Source organism: Pseudomonas sp. FP2309 (assembly GCF_030687575.1).
In the GTDB taxonomy this organism is placed as follows: Bacteria; Pseudomonadota; Gammaproteobacteria; order Pseudomonadales; family Pseudomonadaceae; genus Aquipseudomonas.
The window spans coordinates 601,050-616,639 of record NZ_CP117439.1; the positions used below are offsets into that span (position 1 = coordinate 601,050).

The 15,590-nt window shown below is 60.4% G+C and carries 10 protein-coding genes, 2 tRNA genes and 2 pseudogenes; 10 read left to right on the top strand and 4 right to left on the bottom strand.

The window, feature by feature from the left end:
* The first annotated feature begins 18 nt into the window (after positions 1–18).
* The 8 genes and pseudogenes from hfq to PSH59_RS26210 all read left to right on the top strand — a co-directional run.
* Positions 19–279 (top strand): RNA chaperone Hfq, encoded by a 261-nt coding sequence (gene hfq, locus PSH59_RS02595; protein ID WP_003188059.1) that lies wholly within the window; start codon positions 19–21, stop codon positions 277–279.
* Between the two features lie 12 nt (positions 280–291).
* Positions 292–1,593: a ribosome rescue GTPase HflX gene (gene hflX, locus PSH59_RS02600; protein WP_027604899.1), complete on the top strand. Its 1,302-nt coding sequence runs from the start codon at positions 292–294 to the stop codon at positions 1,591–1,593.
* 96 nt (positions 1,594–1,689) lie between these two features.
* Positions 1,690–2,865 (top strand): FtsH protease activity modulator HflK, encoded by a 1,176-nt coding sequence (hflK, locus tag PSH59_RS02605; protein WP_017526418.1) that lies wholly within the window; start codon positions 1,690–1,692, stop codon positions 2,863–2,865.
* Positions 2,865–3,731, top strand: a complete 867-nt coding sequence (hflC, locus tag PSH59_RS02610) for a protease modulator HflC (protein ID WP_010213607.1) — start codon at positions 2,865–2,867, stop codon at positions 3,729–3,731. The genes hflK and hflC overlap by 1 nt, the downstream gene beginning before the upstream one ends.
* Before the next feature lie 293 nt (positions 3,732–4,024).
* Positions 4,025–5,212: an ATP phosphoribosyltransferase regulatory subunit gene (locus PSH59_RS02615; RefSeq protein ID WP_248077428.1), complete on the top strand. Its 1,188-nt coding sequence runs from the start codon at positions 4,025–4,027 to the stop codon at positions 5,210–5,212.
* Positions 5,213–5,266: 54 nt separating this feature from the next.
* A complete protein-coding gene (locus PSH59_RS02620) occupies positions 5,267–6,556 on the top strand; it encodes an adenylosuccinate synthase (protein WP_248077431.1) in 1,290 nt (429 codons plus the stop codon).
* A 1,115-nt stretch (positions 6,557–7,671) separates the two neighbouring features.
* A pseudogene (locus PSH59_RS26205) lies at positions 7,672–7,725 on the top strand (hypothetical protein); the annotation flags it as partial.
* A 390-nt stretch (positions 7,726–8,115) separates the two neighbouring features.
* Positions 8,116–8,631, top strand: a pseudogene (locus PSH59_RS26210) (methyl-accepting chemotaxis protein); the annotation flags it as partial.
* Positions 8,632–8,711: 80 nt separating this feature from the next.
* Here PSH59_RS26210 and PSH59_RS02630 read toward each other — a convergent pair.
* From PSH59_RS02630 to PSH59_RS02645, 4 genes are all read right to left on the bottom strand, one after another.
* On the bottom strand, positions 8,712–10,277 hold the full coding sequence (locus PSH59_RS02630; protein ID WP_305394240.1) for an iron ABC transporter permease: 1,566 nt from the start codon (positions 10,275–10,277) through the stop codon (positions 8,712–8,714).
* Positions 10,277–11,302 carry an iron ABC transporter substrate-binding protein gene (locus PSH59_RS02635; protein ID WP_305394241.1) on the bottom strand — a complete coding sequence of 342 codons (1,026 nt, stop codon included), beginning with the start codon at positions 11,300–11,302 and terminating at the stop codon, positions 10,277–10,279. Before PSH59_RS02635 ends, PSH59_RS02630 begins: the two co-directional genes overlap by 1 nt.
* Before the next feature lie 144 nt (positions 11,303–11,446).
* Positions 11,447–11,533: transfer RNA gene (locus PSH59_RS02640), tRNA-Leu, on the bottom strand.
* 153 nt (positions 11,534–11,686) lie between these two features.
* A tRNA-Leu gene (locus PSH59_RS02645) sits at positions 11,687–11,773 on the bottom strand.
* Positions 11,774–11,998: 225 nt separating this feature from the next.
* On the opposite strand from PSH59_RS02645, the gene rnr reads away from it, so the two are divergent.
* The gene (rnr, locus tag PSH59_RS02650; protein WP_305394242.1) at positions 11,999–14,629 is read left to right on the top strand and encodes a ribonuclease R; all 2,631 of its coding nucleotides are present in this window, start codon (positions 11,999–12,001) and stop codon (positions 14,627–14,629) included.
* Positions 14,626–15,381: a 23S rRNA (guanosine(2251)-2'-O)-methyltransferase RlmB gene (gene rlmB, locus PSH59_RS02655; protein WP_305394243.1), complete on the top strand. Its 756-nt coding sequence runs from the start codon at positions 14,626–14,628 to the stop codon at positions 15,379–15,381. The genes rnr and rlmB overlap by 4 nt, the downstream gene beginning before the upstream one ends.
* Positions 15,382–15,590: the final 209 nt, after the last annotated feature.

The following is a 15,590-nucleotide window of genomic DNA, read 5'->3' on the forward strand; positions in this document are numbered from 1 at the left end:
CTTAAAGGAGTGCGGCACATGTCAAAAGGGCATTCGCTACAAGACCCTTACTTGAATACTTTACGTAAAGAGAAAGTGGGGGTTTCCATCTATCTGGTCAACGGTATCAAGCTGCAAGGCACGATCGAATCGTTCGACCAGTTCGTGATCCTGCTGAAAAACACCGTAAGCCAGATGGTTTACAAGCACGCTATCTCGACAGTAGTCCCAGTGCGTCCAATCCGTCTGCCTAGCGCAGCGGGCGACGAACAAGGTGACGCTGAGCCAGGTAACGCCTGATAGGAGTCTCCTTTGTTCTTTGAGCGCCACGGTGGTGGTGAGCGAGTCATCCTCGTTCACTTGGATGGACAGGACCCTGAGGCGCGCGAAGATCCGCAGGAGTTTCAGGAGTTGGCAAATTCGGCCGGCGCCGAGACCGTTGCGTTTTTTAACGTGCCGCGTCATCGGCCAACCGCTAAATTTCTGATTGGCAGCGGCAAGGTCGAGGAACTGCGCGACCTGGTCCACGCCGAAGAAGCCGATCTGGTGATCTTCAATCACACCCTCACGCCGAGTCAGGAACGTAACCTCGAACGGGTTTTCGAGTGTCGCGTGATCGACCGTACTGGCCTGATCCTCGATATTTTCGCCCAGCGCGCCCGTACTCATGAAGGCAAGCTCCAGGTCGAACTGGCCCAGCTTGATCACATGAGCACCCGCCTGGTTCGCGGCTGGACTCACCTTGAGCGTCAGGGTGGCGGTATCGGCATGCGTGGTCCGGGTGAAACCCAGCTGGAAACCGACCGGCGTCTGCTGCGGGTCCGGTTGCGTCAGATCAAGGGTCGCCTGGAAAAAGTGCGCAGCCAGCGCGAACAATCGCGACGTGGACGTTCCCGTGCGGATATCCCTACCGTTTCCCTGGTGGGCTACACCAACGCTGGCAAGTCCACGCTCTTCAACAACGTGACAAAGTCCGACGTGTACGCGGCTGACCAATTATTTGCCACCCTCGACCCGACTTTGCGCCGTCTGGACATCGACGACCTGGGGCCGATCGTTCTGGCCGATACCGTGGGTTTCATTCGTCACCTGCCCCACAAGCTGGTCGAGGCATTTCGGTCTACGCTCGAAGAGTCGAGCAATTCCGACCTGCTGTTGCACGTGATCGATGCGGCCGAACCGGATCGCATGCTGCAGATTGAACAGGTCATGGTGGTGCTGGGCGAGATTGGCGCCCAGGACTTGCCGATCCTTGAGGTCTATAACAAACTCGATTTGCTTGAAGGCGTTGAGCCACAAATCCAGCGCGACGAGAACGGCAAACCCCAGCGGGTCTGGCTGTCGGCGCGAGATGGCAGTGGTTTGGAGCTGCTTGAACAGGCCATTGCCGAATTGCTCGGCAGCGATTTGTTTGTCGGCACCTTGCGCTTGCCTCAGCGTTTTGCTCGACTGCGTGCACAGTTTTTCGAGCTGGGCGCGGTACAGAAAGAAGAACACGACGAAGAAGGTGTCAGCTTGCTGGCCGTTCGATTGCCGCGCTCGGAGCTCAATCGGCTGGTCAGCCGCGAAGGCGTTGTACCGACAGAGTTCATCGAACAACACACTTTGCAATAAAAGCCTCCTAAAGCGGTTGTGCCGCAGTAGCAGGCATTCTGTAGCATTGGTCGGCGCGCCGTGGGTGCGTCTTTGCTTTATCAGATGGAGAGCGCTATGGCTTGGAATGAGCCGGGTGGCAACTCGAATAATCAGGATCCTTGGGGTGGTAAGCGCCGCAATAATGGCGACCGCAAGGGGCCACCAGATCTCGACGAGGCCTTCCGAAAGCTGCAGGAAAGCCTGAATGGGTTGTTCGGTGGTGGGAAAAAACGTGGTGGTGACGACGGCGGTCGCACAAGCAAGGGCGGTGGCTATGGCCTGCTGGGCCTTGGTCTTGTCGTGCTGGCGGCCGTTTGGCTGTACAGCGCCGTCTATGTGGTGGACGAGCAGGAGCAGGCCGTGGTGCTGCGCTTCGGCAAGTACTACGAGACGGTCGGGCCAGGCCTGAACATCTACTTCCCGCCGATCGACAAGAAGTACATGGAGAACGTCACGCGTGAGCGTGCCTACACCAAGCAGGGCCAGATGCTGACCGAAGACGAGAACATCGTCGAAGTGCCGCTGACCGTGCAGTACAAGATCAGCAATCTGCAGGACTTCGTGCTGAACGTTGATCAGCCGGAAATCAGCCTGCAACACGCAACCGAAAGCGCCTTGCGCCACGTGGTGGGTTCCACCGCCATGGACCAGGTGTTGACCGAAGGTCGTGAACTGATGGCCAGCGAAATCAAGGAGCGCCTGCAACGGTTCCTCGATACCTATCGCACCGGTATCACCGTGACCCAGGTGAACGTACAGAGCGCAGCCGCACCGCGTGAAGTGCAGGAAGCCTTCGACGACGTGATCCGCGCCCGTGAAGACGAGCAGCGTTCGCGTAACCAGGCTGAAACCTACGCCAACGGCGTCGTGCCCGAAGCCCGTGGTCAGGCCCAGCGCATCATTGAAGATGCCAACGGTTACCGCGACGAAGTGGTCTCCCGTGCCAAAGGTGAGGCGGATCGCTTTACCAAGCTGGTCGTGGAGTACCGCAAGGCCCCTGAAGTCACGCGCCAGCGTCTGTATCTGGACACCATGCAGGAAGTCTTCAGTAACACCAGCAAGGTCCTCGTGACCGGCAGCAAAGGTGGGCAGAACAACCTGCTGTACCTGCCGCTGGACAAGATGATCGAAGGTGGTCGTAGCGGCACCAGCGCGCCGTCCACCGGTTCGAATGCCGCTGCCAATGAAGCGAGCGCCCGTGCGGCCGCTGACTTGCTGCAACAGCAAACACGTACCAGGGAGAGTCGTTGATGAGCAATAAATCGCTGACCGCCCTGATTGTGGGCGTCGTCGTGGTCATCGCTGCCTGGAACTGCTTCTACATCGTGGCTCAGACCGAGCGTGCGGTGCTGCTGCAATTCGGTCGCGTGGTCCAGGCGGATGTCCAGCCAGGCCTGCACGTGAAGGTCCCCTACGTCAACCAGGTGCGCAAGTTCGACGCTCGCCTGATGACCCTGGATGCACCGACACAGCGCTTCCTGACGCTGGAAAAGAAAGCCGTGATGGTTGATGCCTACGCCAAGTGGCGCGTCAAGGATGCCGAGCGCTTCTACACCGCGACCTCCGGCCTCAAGCAGATTGCCGACGAGCGCTTGTCGCGCCGTCTGGAGTCGGGCCTGCGTGACCAGTTTGGTAAGCGCACCCTGCACGAAGTGGTATCCGGTGAGCGTGACGCGCTGATGGCTGATATCACGCGTTCGCTGAACACGATGGCTGAAAAAGAGCTGGGTATCGAAGTGGTCGATGTCCGGGTCAAGGCGATCGACCTGCCCAAAGAAGTGAACCGCAGTGTGTTCGAACGTATGAGCACCGAGCGTGAGCGTGAGGCTCGTGAGCACCGCGCCAAGGGTAACGAACTGGCCGAAGGTATCCGTGCGGATGCTGACCGTCAGCGTCGTGTCCTGCTGGCAGAGGCTTATCGCGAGTCTGAAGAGGCCCGTGGTGATGGTGATGCTCAAGCCGCGGCTATCTATGCCAAGGCTTACGGTCAGGACCAGGAGTTCTATGCGTTCTATCGTAGCCTGCGTGCCTACCGTGAAAGCTTCGCGAACAAAACCGACGTCATGGTGCTGGACCCAAGTAGCGACTTCTTCCGCTACCTGGAAAAATCCAAGTAATCAGCTCGTCACTGTGTAGGACGCACTCCGTCGGGCGGCTAAAACGCCTGGCGGGGTGATCCTTTCAGAAAACGGGTGTATGATGCGGCAGCCGGGAAATTCCCGGCTTTTTTGCGTCTGCATGTTTGATTCGGCAGGCGTGACAGGTTTTTCGAGGAAAGTGCCCGACGAGGCCGGTTACAGGTCGTTCGTCACGTCGCTCTTGCGCGTGGTTTATGCAGGTGGCGGGTATTTTCTGCTTCACTCAAGGCTCGGCCGAGGGCTGGCCGCCCGGATCATAGGGGAATGGCGTAATGGCAACGGTAGACCGCTGGCTGCTGCCAGATGGCATCGAAGAAGTACTGCCACCGGAAGCTGCGCGCATTGAAGTAGCGCGCCGCCAGGTGTTGGATCTGTTCCAGAGCTGGGGTTACGAGTTTGTCGTGACCCCCCATATCGAGTACCTGGAATCCCTGCTGACCGGCGCGGGCCAGGACCTGGATCTGCGCACCTTCAAGGTCATCGACCCGCAATCGGGCCGGCAAATGGGTTTCCGTGCGGACATCACGCCGCAGGTTGCGCGCATTGATGCGCACACCTTGCGCCGTGAAGGCCCGAGCCGCCTGTGCTATGCCGGCAGCGTGTTGCATGCGCAGCCGCGTGCCTTGTCGTCTTCCCGCAGCCCGATCCAGCTGGGCGCCGAGTTGTACGGCGACGCCAGCCCGAGCAGCGATGTTGAAGTGATCAGCTTGATGCTGGCCATGTTGCAACTGGCCGACGTGCCCGATGTCCACATGGACCTTGGCCATGTTGGTATCTACCGTGGCCTGGCCCGTGCGGCCGGTTTGTCCGGTGAAGTGGAGCAACAGTTGTTCGATGCTCTGCAACGCAAGGCTATCGATGAAGTCATCGCGTTGACCGAAGGCGTACCTGCCGACCTGGCCGGCATGCTGCGTTCACTGGTGAACCTGTGCGGCGGCCGCGAGGTGCTGGTGGCTGCCCGTGAGCGCCTGGCTAACGCGCCGGCGCCGGTGCTGGCTGCGCTGGACGATGTGCTGGCGATTGCCGAGCGGCTGTCGGCACGCTTCCCGCAGTTGCCGCTGTACTTTGATTTGGGCGAATTGCGCGGCTACCACTATCACACCGGTGTGGTGTTCGCGGTGTTTGTCCCGGGTGTTGGCCAGGCCATCGCCCAAGGCGGTCGTTATGACGATATCGGCGCCGACTTCGGGCGCGCCCGTCCGGCGACTGGCTTTTCCACCGATTTGAAAACCCTGGTGACCCTGGGGCGTGCTGAGGTCGAGCTGCCGTCCGGTGGCATCTGGATGCCCGACAGTACGGACGCAGCACTCTGGCAGCAGGTTTGCCAGTTGCGCAGTGAGGGTCAACGTGTTGTCCAGGCCTTGCCTGGTCAGCCATTGGCCGCCGCCCGTGAAGCGGACTGCGACCAGCAATTGATTCTGCAGAACGGGCTTTGGCAAGTAACGCCACTGGCTTCTTGAGTTTTCCTGCCGGCCATCGCCGGCACCAAGTTTGCGCGAATGAGGACAAGTGTTATGGGTAAGAATGTCGTAGTCCTGGGCACCCAATGGGGTGATGAGGGCAAAGGCAAGATCGTTGATCTGCTGACCGAACATGCTGCCGCCGTAGTGCGCTACCAAGGTGGTCACAACGCTGGCCACACCCTGGTCATCGATGGCGAAAAAACCGTTTTGCACCTGATCCCGTCGGGCGTGCTGCGCGAAGGCGTGCAGTGCCTGATCGGCAACGGCGTGGTGGTTGCGCCCGATGCCCTGCTGCGCGAGATCACCAAGCTGGAAGAGAAAGGCGTACCGGTGCGCGAGCGCCTGCGTATCAGCCCGTCTTGCCCGCTGATCCTGTCCTTCCACGTTGCGCTGGACCAGGCCCGTGAAAAGGCGCGTGGCGAGCTGAAGATCGGTACCACCGGTCGCGGTATCGGCCCGGCCTACGAAGACAAGGTGGCTCGTCGCGGCCTGCGTGTGGGCGATCTGCTCAACATGCCGCGTTTTGAAGACAAACTGCGTGAACTGGTGGATTACCACAACTTCATGCTGGTCGGTTACTACAAAGAACCGGCCATTGAATTCGACAAGACCCTGGCCGAGTGCAAGGAATACGCGGAGCTGCTCAAGCCGCTGATGCTGGATGTGACGGCCGAGCTGCACGACCTGCGCCGCGCCGGCAAAGACATCATGTTCGAAGGCGCCCAGGGTTCGTTGCTGGACATCGACCACGGCACCTACCCGTACGTGACCAGCTCCAACACTACTGCTGGTGGCGTTGCGACCGGTTCGGGCGTGGGGCCGATGTTCCTGGACTACATCCTCGGCATCACCAAGGCTTACACCACCCGTGTAGGTTCGGGCCCGTTCCCGACTGAGCTGTTCGACGCCGTCGGTGCGCACCTGGCCAAGCAGGGTCACGAATTCGGCGCGACCACCGGCCGTGCTCGTCGTTGTGGCTGGTTCGACGCTGTCATCCTGCGTCGTGCCATCGATGTGAACAGCATCTCGGGCATCTGCCTGACCAAGCTGGACGTACTCGACGGCCTGGAAACCATCAACATCTGCGTCGGCTACCAAGATGCACAAGGCAACAACGTTGCGCCGACCGACGCTGACAGCTACGTGGGCCTGCAGCCTGTGTACGAAGAAGTGCCGGGTTGGACCGAGTCGACCGTGGGTGCCAAAACCCTGGAAGAGCTGCCGGCCAATGCGCGTGCCTACATCAAGCGTGTCGAAGAGCTGATCGGTGCGCCGATTGACATTATTTCGACGGGCCCGGACCGCAACGAGACCATCGTTTTGCGTCATCCGTTCGCTTAATAAGCCGTTGATGTAAATAGCAAAAGGGCTCCCTCGGGAGCCCTTTTTCGTAGTCGCTCACTAAGCGGCACGACCCTTGCTGTGTTTCTCTTTTTCGCGGTGCTATCAATTTACTGGCACCCGTGGTGGAGGGATTCCCGATGTCTGCCGTTCTTTCATTGTTACAAAGCCGTCTGTTGCGGCCTGTGTTCGTTACCCTCGGTATCGCCCTTTTGGTGCAAGTGCTGGTCGCGGTCGCGCTAACCCGGAGCACCGTCACTGCACTGGAAGCAGAGTTGGGCAGTCGCCTGGGTATCGATAGCCAGAAGTTGTCGGGCGAGTTGGCCCAAGCCGGCAAGGAAGTCACCTCCAGTCTGGACAGCTTGTCCGCCAGTACCCGGCAGCGTCTGACCGCCGGGCTTTCCACGCGTTTGCAGCAAGAGCAGAAGCAGTTGCGTGCGACGCTGGAGAAAGACCTGCAAGACTCCGCCAACGACATGGCGCAGTTGCTGGCCTCGGTGGCGCCCCGTGCCATGTGGGACAGTGACGTGCCGACCCTGTCGGAGTTTGCCCGGCGTGCCCAGCGCAACCCCAACGTGTTGTTTGTGGTCTACGACGACGCGGCGGGTGAGCATTTGACCCGCTACCTGAATCGCGAAAATCCGATCAACAAGGCACTGCTGGAAAAAGGCCAGGGCGACCGCGCCTTGGACAAGGTGCTCAGTGCTGCCAAAAACGACCCTTCGGTGTTTTACGTCGAGGCGTCCATCAGCCCCAATGGCGTAGAGATTGGCAAGGTGCTGATGGGCGTGTCGACCGCGTCGGTCGAGGCGGACCTGCAAGCGCTGGACAAGCGTTTCGCCGCCCTGATCGCCAGTGGTGATCAGTTGGTCGGTGACAGTCTCAAGGGCGCCGCGGCAGATAGCGCGGCGGCGATGGGGGCCCGTCTGCAATCGGCGCAAGCCACCGCCACTCAAATGGCCGCCAACACCACCGGTGCCGTTCAGGAGGCTGCGGGCACTTTGCGCTGGCGCATCGGAATGGGGCTGGCCGTGGTCGGTTTCGGCGTATTGCTGCTGATCGCGGTCGTGCTCGGTCGTCGTGTGGTCAACCGTCTCAAACTGTTGATCGCGGCCATGGATGACCTGGCGGCGGGTGAGGGCGACCTGACCAAGCGTGTGCAGATCAGCAGCAAGGATGAAATCGGCGATATGGCCTCGGCGGTCAATCGCTTTGTGGATAAGTTGCAGCCGATCGTGCGTGAAGCCGGGGATGTCGCTCAGCGTACCGGTGTGGAAATCGGCGCCATGACCCTGCGCAATTCGGGGGCTGATGCGGCGGCGGGCCTGCAACGCGACGAAGTAGCCGAAAGCTTGCGCGCGCTGTCGCAAATGGCCGACGAGGCCCAGGCCGAAAGCCATGCCATGCAGGCCGCGTTGCAGCAGGTGGTGGATATCCGCCAGGCAACGGATGAAAACGCGCGCACGTCGGCTGAAGTCGGTGGATTGATCGAAGCGCTGGCGGGGCAGGTTCAGGCAGGGTCTCAGGTGATCGAGCGCCTGGCCCAGCAAAGCGAACAGATCGAGGTGGTGTTGACGGTCATCCATGGCATCGCCGAGCAAACCAATTTGCTGGCCCTCAATGCGGCCATCGAGGCGGCCCGTGCCGGTGAAACCGGACGCGGCTTTGCAGTGGTGGCCGACGAAGTACGGGCGCTGGCGAGCAAAACTCAAAGCTCCACCGGAGATATCCAGGCGCATATCGTCGCTTTGCAGCAAGGCGCGCGGGAGGCGGTAGAGACCATCGGCAAAGCCGGGCGGCAGGCGAACGAAGGGTTATTGGTGTTGCGTGACAGCGTGCGTTTGCAGCAGACGGTGCAGGCATCGGTGGAGCAAGTGCATGCCGCGATCGGCCTGGCTACCCGCGCCGCTGAGCATCAGGCCCAGGGCGCGCACGCGGTGCGTGGCCGGGTTGAGGTGATCCACGCCCAGGCCGAGCGCGCGGCCCAGGCGGTGGTGGAGACCAGCGCCAGTGGCAAGGTGCTGGATGGCCTGGCGGCGCAGTTGAAGGCGAGCCTGGGGCAGTTCAGGGCCTAGCGTCGTTATCGGGTGTAAGCCCCTCCCACAGGTTGAAAGGCATTTAAAATGTGGGAGGAGGCTTGCCTCCGATAGCCCCTTCAGCGACTCAGGTACATCCGTGTCGTCAGCAAATAGACCGGCAGCCCCGACACCAGAATCAACAGCGCCGCATAAGGCGCTGCCGCCGCAAACTCCACATTCGAAGTGTGTGCCCATACTGCCGTCGCCAGGGTATTCAACCCGGTCGGACTGAGCAGCAGCGTCGCCGTCAATTCCTTCATCGCGTCCAGGAACACCAGCGCAAACGCCGCGCCCAATGCCGGGAAGATAATCGGCAGGGTCACCCGGCAAAACGCGCTGAATGATGACGCGCCCAATGTGCGTGCGGCCTCTTCCAATTGCGGCGCCGCTTTGTTCAATGCGGTGCGGATCGGCGCCTGGGCCAGCGGCAGAAACAGCAGCGCGTAAGCGATCAGCAGCAGGCCTGACGTCTGGTAGAGCGCGGGCACGTAATGCAGGGCGAAATACACCAGTGTCAGAGCGATCACCAGGCCGGGCAGGGCGTGCAGCAGGTACGGCAAGCGTTCGGCCCAGATCGCCAATTGGCCTTTGTAGCGCACCACCAGCAGTCCCACCGGCACTGCCAGCACCAGGCACAGCGCGGCGCCACCCAGTGACAACGCCAGCGAGGACAACAGTGCTTCAGTGATCTGGGCCACGGGAAACGCGGCGGACGAACCCACCGCCAGCCAATAACCGAGCATCGCCAGAGGGATGCCGCTGCCAATAACAGCCAACGCCAGGCAATACAGCTGGCCCACGGGCGCCCACTTGCCCAGTTTGACCTGCTCGGCATGCCGCGCCGCACCCTGGCCGATACGCACATGACGGCTCTTGCCGCGCACACGCAGCTCCAGCCACAGCAGTGTCAGGCACATCACCAGCAGCACCGCCGAGAGCATCGCTGCGTTGGCGTTGCTGAATTCCAATTCGAACTGCTGATAGATCGCGGTGGTGAAGGTTTGCAGGCCGATGATCGACAGCGCGCCGAACTCCACCAGCATGTGCAACGCGATCAGCAGCGCACCGGCCAGCAACGAAGGCCACAGCAACGGCAGCGTGATGCGTCGGAACACGCCCCAGCGATTCAGCCCCAGCGTGCGGGCGGATTCTTCCAGGGAGGGGTCAAGATTGCGCAAGGTCGCCGCCACCGGCAAAAACACCAGCGGGTATTTGGACAGGCTCATCACCAGAATCGCGCCGCCCAACCCTTCGAAGGACGCGCTCAGCGACACCCAGGTAAAACTGCTGACAAACGCCGGTACCGCAAACGGCAGGCACAGGATCACCCCCCAGATGCGCCGCCCTGGCAGGTTGCTGCGCTCGAGCAGCCAGGCCAGGGACAAGCCGATCACGCCGCAGGTCACGGTTACGCCGACCATCAGCGCCAGGGTGTTGCGCAACAATCCGAACACATAGGGGCGCCATAGCAAATGTACGGCCTCTTGCCACCCTGCCTGCCAGGCCTTAAGGCCGACATAGGCCAGTGGCAGCAGGCTCAAGCCCACCAGAAACAGTACTGGCAACAGCAGCCAGATCGATGGGTGCTTGCGTCGCGGACTAAAACCCCCGCGCAGGGCGGGGGCGGGTAGCGATGGGTTCATCAGTTCAAGCCAACCTCACGTTCCAGATCCAAGGCTTCTTCAGCGTTGCCAAGGTCCGCCGGGGTGACTTTCGGCGGCTGCAGTTCATTGAACGGTTTGAGTCCACGATTGGACTCCATGCCCTTGCGTAGCGGGTATTCCGCCGAGGTGTTGGTGATGACGCGCTGGCCTTCTTCGCTGGTCATGAACGCCAGCAGTTGCTGGGCTTCCTTGGGGTGCTTGCTGGATTTGAGTGCAGCAGCGGAAGACACGGTGATCAGGCCGCCGGCATCGCCGCCGGTGAAGTAGTGCAGTTGGGAGTCCAGGTTGGTTTTTTCCTTCTTCAGGGCAAACCAGTAGTAGTTGTTCACCAGTACGGTAGCCACTTCGCCGTTCTCCACGGCTTTAAGGGCGACCATATTGTTGCTGTAGACCTTGCCGAACGCGCGCAGGCCGGTGAGCCATTCTTCGGCCGCTTCACGCCCGTGCAACTTGATGATCGCCACGGCCTGTTCCTGGAATGCGCCGCTGGTGGGTACGAAGCCGACTTTGCCTTGCCATTCGGGGCCGGCGAAATCGAGCACCGACTTGGGCAGGTCTTTTTCGGCGATCAGTTTGGGGTTGAACGCTACGACGCGGGTGCGTGCGGTCACGCCCATCCAGTCGCCGTTGCGGCCTACGTAATCCTTGGGCAGGACGTTGAGGGTGCTGGCGTCGATCTTCGCCAGCAGGCCTTGCTCGCCGAGTTTGTTCAGTGGCGGCGATTCTTCGGTGTAGATCACGTCGGCGGGTGAGCGCTCGCCTTCTTCGACGACCTGGCTGGCCAACTGGTTGCTGCTGCCTTTGCGCACGTTGACGTGAATACCGGTCTTGGCTTCGAAGGCTTTGGCGAGTTCATCGCCGACTTCTTTATGTTGGCCGTTGTACAGGGTCAGGGAAACCTTGTCGGCGCTATAGGCGGTGGGTGAGAGCAGGGTCAGGCCCAGCAGAGTGATGGTCAGGCCACGCAGAAGGGATGTCTTGGAACGGGTATCGCGGATCATCATCCGGGGTTTTCCTCACTTGAGTGCAACAAATCATTGCAAGGATAAACGATAAAACTTCTCAAGTGCGGAGGAGGGGGGAATTGCTGCCGGCGTTTTTGAACCCCGGAAACGAAAAAACCCGCTTTCGCGGGTTTGATCTGAATTTGGTGCCCAGGAGAAGACTCGAACTTCCACGACCTTGCGATCACCAGCACCTGAAGCTGGCGTGTCTACCAATTTCACCACCTGGGCATTATCAAGCAACGTTGCCGCTGTTGATGTGGCGAACTATACGGCGGGCTTTTTGATATGTAAACCCCTGATTCAAAAAAATAAATCGAGATTCACGTTAAAAATCAAAGGCCTGAAACGAAAAAACCCGCTTTCGCGGGTTTGATCTGAATTTGGTGCCCAGGAGAAGACTCGAACTTCCACGACCTTGCGATCACCAGCACCTGAAGCTGGCGTGTCTACCAATTTCACCACCTGGGCATTATCAAACAACGTTGCCGTCGTCGATGGCGCGCACTATACGGAGCAGCTTTTGCGCTGTAAACCCCCGGCATCAAAAAAGGCTGGAAAATTTCGCCAATGGTCGTGCAAGGTACGCTCAGAGGGTCATAAAGGGCTTTAAAAGGCTTGTTGAAGCCTGAAATTTCCCGTTTCAATACGCGTATGCCAAACTAACCCGCATATAGACAAGGTGAAAACTCTCTAATGGCCGATTGGCAGTCCCTCGATCCCGAGGCCGCTCGTGAAGCGGAAAAATATGAAAACCCTATTCCTAGCCGCGAACTGATCCTGGCGCACCTCGCCGATCGGGGTTCGCCTGCTAGCCGTGAGCAGTTGGTTGAAGAGTTCGGTTTGACCACCGAAGACCAGCTCGAAGCCCTGCGCCGCCGTTTGCGTGCCATGGAGCGCGACGCGCAACTGATCTACACCCGCCGTGGCACCTATGCGCCGGTAGACAAGCTCGACCTGATCCTCGGTCGCATCGCCGGTCACCGTGATGGCTTCGGCTTCCTGATCCCCGACGACGGCAGTGACGACTTGTTCATGAGCCCGGCGCAAATGCGTCTGGTGTTCGATGGCGACCGTGCCCTGGCGCGCGTTTCCGGCCTGGACCGTCGCGGTCGTCGTGAAGGCGTGATCGTTGAAGTGGTGTCCCGTGCCCACGAGTCCATCGTCGGCCGTTACTTCGAAGAAGGCGGTATCGGCTTCGTCGTGCCGGACAACCCAAAGGTCCAGCAGGAAGTGCTGATCACGCCTGGGCGCAATGGCGCCGCCAAGGTCGGTCAGTTCGTCGAGGTGAAAATCACCCACTGGCCGACTGCGCGCTTCCAGCCACAGGGCGATATCGTCGAAGTGGTTGGCAATTACATGGCGCCTGGCATGGAAATCGATGTTGCCTTGCGCACCTACGATATTCCTCACGTCTGGCCTGAGGCTGTGCTCAAAGAAGCCGCCAAGCTCAAGCCGGAAGTCGAAGATAAAGACAAAGAGAAGCGCATCGATCTGCGTCATCTGCCGTTCGTCACCATTGACGGCGAAGATGCCCGCGACTTCGACGATGCGGTTTACTGCGAAGCCAAGCCTGGCAAACTGCGCCTGTTCTCCGGCGGCTGGAAGTTGTTCGTCGCGATTGCCGACGTGTCCAGCTACGTGAAGATCGGTTCGGCCCTGGATAATGAAGCTCAGGTACGCGGCAACTCCGTGTATTTCCCTGAGCGGGTGATCCCGATGCTGCCTGAGCAGCTGTCCAACGGCCTGTGCTCCCTGAACCCGAAAGTCGACCGTTTGGCCATGGTGTGCGAGATGACCATCTCGAAAACCGGCGAAATGACCGACTACCAGTTCTACGAGGCGGTGATTCATTCCCAGGCGCGCCTGACCTACAACAAGGTCAGCACCATCCTGGAAACGCCGAAGACCAGCGAAGCTAAAGCCCTGCGTACCGAGTACGCCGGTGTCGTGCCGCACCTCAAGCAGCTTTACTCGCTGTATAAAGTGCTGCTGGGCGCTCGTCATACCCGTGGCGCGATCGATTTTGAGACCCAGGAAACCCGGATTGTCTTCGGGTCCGAGCGCAAGATCGCCGCGATCACTCCGACGACCCGCAACGATGCGCACAAGCTGATCGAAGAGTGCATGCTGGCAGCCAACGTAGCCACTGCTGAATTCCTCAAAAAGCACGAAATTCCTGCGTTGTACCGCGTGCACGACGGCCCGCCGCCGGAGCGCCTGGAAAAACTGCGTGCCTTCCTCGGCGAACTCGGCCTGTCCCTGCACAAAGGCAAGGACGGCCCGACGCCGAAGGACTATCAGGCACTGCTGGCAAGCATCAAGGATCGTCCGGATTACCACGTGATTCAGACCGTGATGCTGCGTTCGTTGAGTCAGGCGGTGTACAGCGCCGATAACCAAGGCCACTTCGGCCTGAATTACGAGGCGTACACCCACTTCACGTCGCCGATTCGTCGTTACCCGGACTTGCTCACGCACCGCGCCATCCGCAGCGTGATCCATTCCAAGCAGAACACCCCGCACGTCCAGCGTGCTGGTGCCATGACCATTCCGAAGGCGCGTATCTACCCGTACGACGAAGCGGCCCTGGAACAGTTGGGTGAGCAGTGCTCCATGAGCGAGCGCCGCGCCGACGAAGCCACCCGTGACGTCGTGAACTGGCTCAAGTGCGAGTTCATGAAGGACCGCGTGGGCGAGTCGTTCCCGGGTGTGATCACCGCCGTGACCGGCTTTGGCCTGTTCGTCGAACTGACCGATATTTACGTCGAAGGCCTGGTGCATGTCACCGCGTTGCCGGGTGACTACTACCACTTTGACCCTGTGCACCACCGCCTGGCGGGCGAGCGCACTGGTCGCAGCTTCCGCCTGGGCGACACCGTGGAAGTGCAGGTCATGCGTGTCGATCTTGACGAGCGCAAGATCGACTTCGGTATGCCTGACAAGCCTGCACAAGCCCCCGTTGGCCGTAAAAAGCGTGGCAGCGAAACTGCAGCGCCTGCGACCAAGGGCAAGGGTGCGCCGGCAAAAGCAGCAGAGCCTGAGCCAGCCAAAGCCGGTCGCCGTTCGTCTGCCAAGGACAAGGCCCCGGAGGCCTACCGGCCGAGCGACGCAGCGGCAAAAAACGCCGAGCTACGCAAGAGCCGCGAGTTGAAGCAGCAGTTGCTCAACGAAGCCAAAAGCGGTGGTAAAGCGGCGTCTGGGGGAAAGTCCCAAGGGGCGGAAAAACCGTCGAGCAAGCCAAGTAAGCATCGTAAAGGCCCGCCTAAAGCGGGTTCGGCCCCCGCGAAAAGCGGCGGGTCACGCAAACCTAAGGCCAAGTCATGAGTCTGGAAAAAATCTACGGCGTACACGCCGTAGAAGCACTGCTGCGTCACCACCCAAAACGCGTCAAGCAAGTATGGCTGGCCGAAGGGCGCAGCGAGCCACGCGTACAAGCGCTGGTCGAGCTGGCAACCCAAAACAAGGTTGCCATCGGCCAGGCCGAGCGCCGGGAAATGGACGTGTGGGTCGAAGGCGTTCACCAGGGCGTGGTTGCGGACGTCAGTCCAAGCCAGGTCTGGGGTGAGGCGATGCTCGATGAACTCCTCGATCGTACCGAGGGTGCTCCGCTGCTGTTGGTGCTGGACGGCGTGACCGACCCGCACAACCTTGGCGCTTGCCTGCGTTCGGCCGATGCGGCCGGTGCGCTGGCGGTGATCGTGCCCAAGGATAAGTCGGCTACCCTGACGCCCGTCGTGCGTAAAGTGGCCTGCGGCGCGGCGGAAGTGATTCCCCTGGTAGCCGTGACCAACCTGGCGCGCACGCTGGAGAAACTCCAGCAGCGCGGCTTGTGGATCGTGGGCACGGCGGGGGAGGCGCAGGTCAGCATTTATGACCAGGACCTCACCGGCCCAACCATCCTGATCATGGGCGCAGAAGGCAAGGGTATGCGTCGCCTGACCCGTGAGCATTGCGATTACCTGGTGCACCTGCCGATGGCCGGTAGCGTCAGCAGTCTCAACGTGTCGGTTGCGACCGGCGTGTGCCTGTTCGAAGCCCAGCGTCAGCGTGGCGCCAAGGGCAAGGCCAAGAAGTAATCAGGCTTGGCATGGATCCAACCTGTGGGAGGGGGCAAGCCCCTCCCACAGTTGTTTCTGTGGTGTCTGAGAGATTGTTCAAATAATCACCAATCACCTTGCGCCCTTTCTCCCCCTTCTCTACAATTGCGCCCCTTGCCCACTCGGCAGGCACGCATGTGCCTCCCCTGCGGCAAGATCCATAAGTGTCATTCACTCCTTGTCTGACC

Bases quoted from the DNA above. Each gene is read 5' to 3' on its own strand.
- hfq (WP_003188059.1), top strand. From the start codon at position 19: ATGTCAAAAGGGCATTCGCTACAAGACCCTTACTTGAATACTTTACGT.
- hflK (WP_017526418.1), top strand. From the start codon at position 1,690: ATGGCTTGGAATGAGCCGGGTGGCAACTCGAATAATCAGGATCCTTGG.
- hflC (WP_010213607.1), top strand. From the start codon at position 2,865: ATGAGCAATAAATCGCTGACCGCCCTGATTGTGGGCGTCGTCGTGGTC.
- PSH59_RS02615 (WP_248077428.1), top strand. From the start codon at position 4,025: ATGGCAACGGTAGACCGCTGGCTGCTGCCAGATGGCATCGAAGAAGTA.
- PSH59_RS02620 (WP_248077431.1), top strand. From the start codon at position 5,267: ATGGGTAAGAATGTCGTAGTCCTGGGCACCCAATGGGGTGATGAGGGC.
- PSH59_RS02630 (WP_305394240.1), bottom strand. From the start codon at position 10,277: ATGAACCCATCGCTACCCGCCCCCGCCCTGCGCGGGGGTTTTAGTCCG.
- PSH59_RS02635 (WP_305394241.1), bottom strand. From the start codon at position 11,302: ATGATGATCCGCGATACCCGTTCCAAGACATCCCTTCTGCGTGGCCTG.
- rnr (WP_305394242.1), top strand. From the start codon at position 11,999: ATGGCCGATTGGCAGTCCCTCGATCCCGAGGCCGCTCGTGAAGCGGAA.
- rlmB (WP_305394243.1), top strand. From the start codon at position 14,626: ATGAGTCTGGAAAAAATCTACGGCGTACACGCCGTAGAAGCACTGCTG.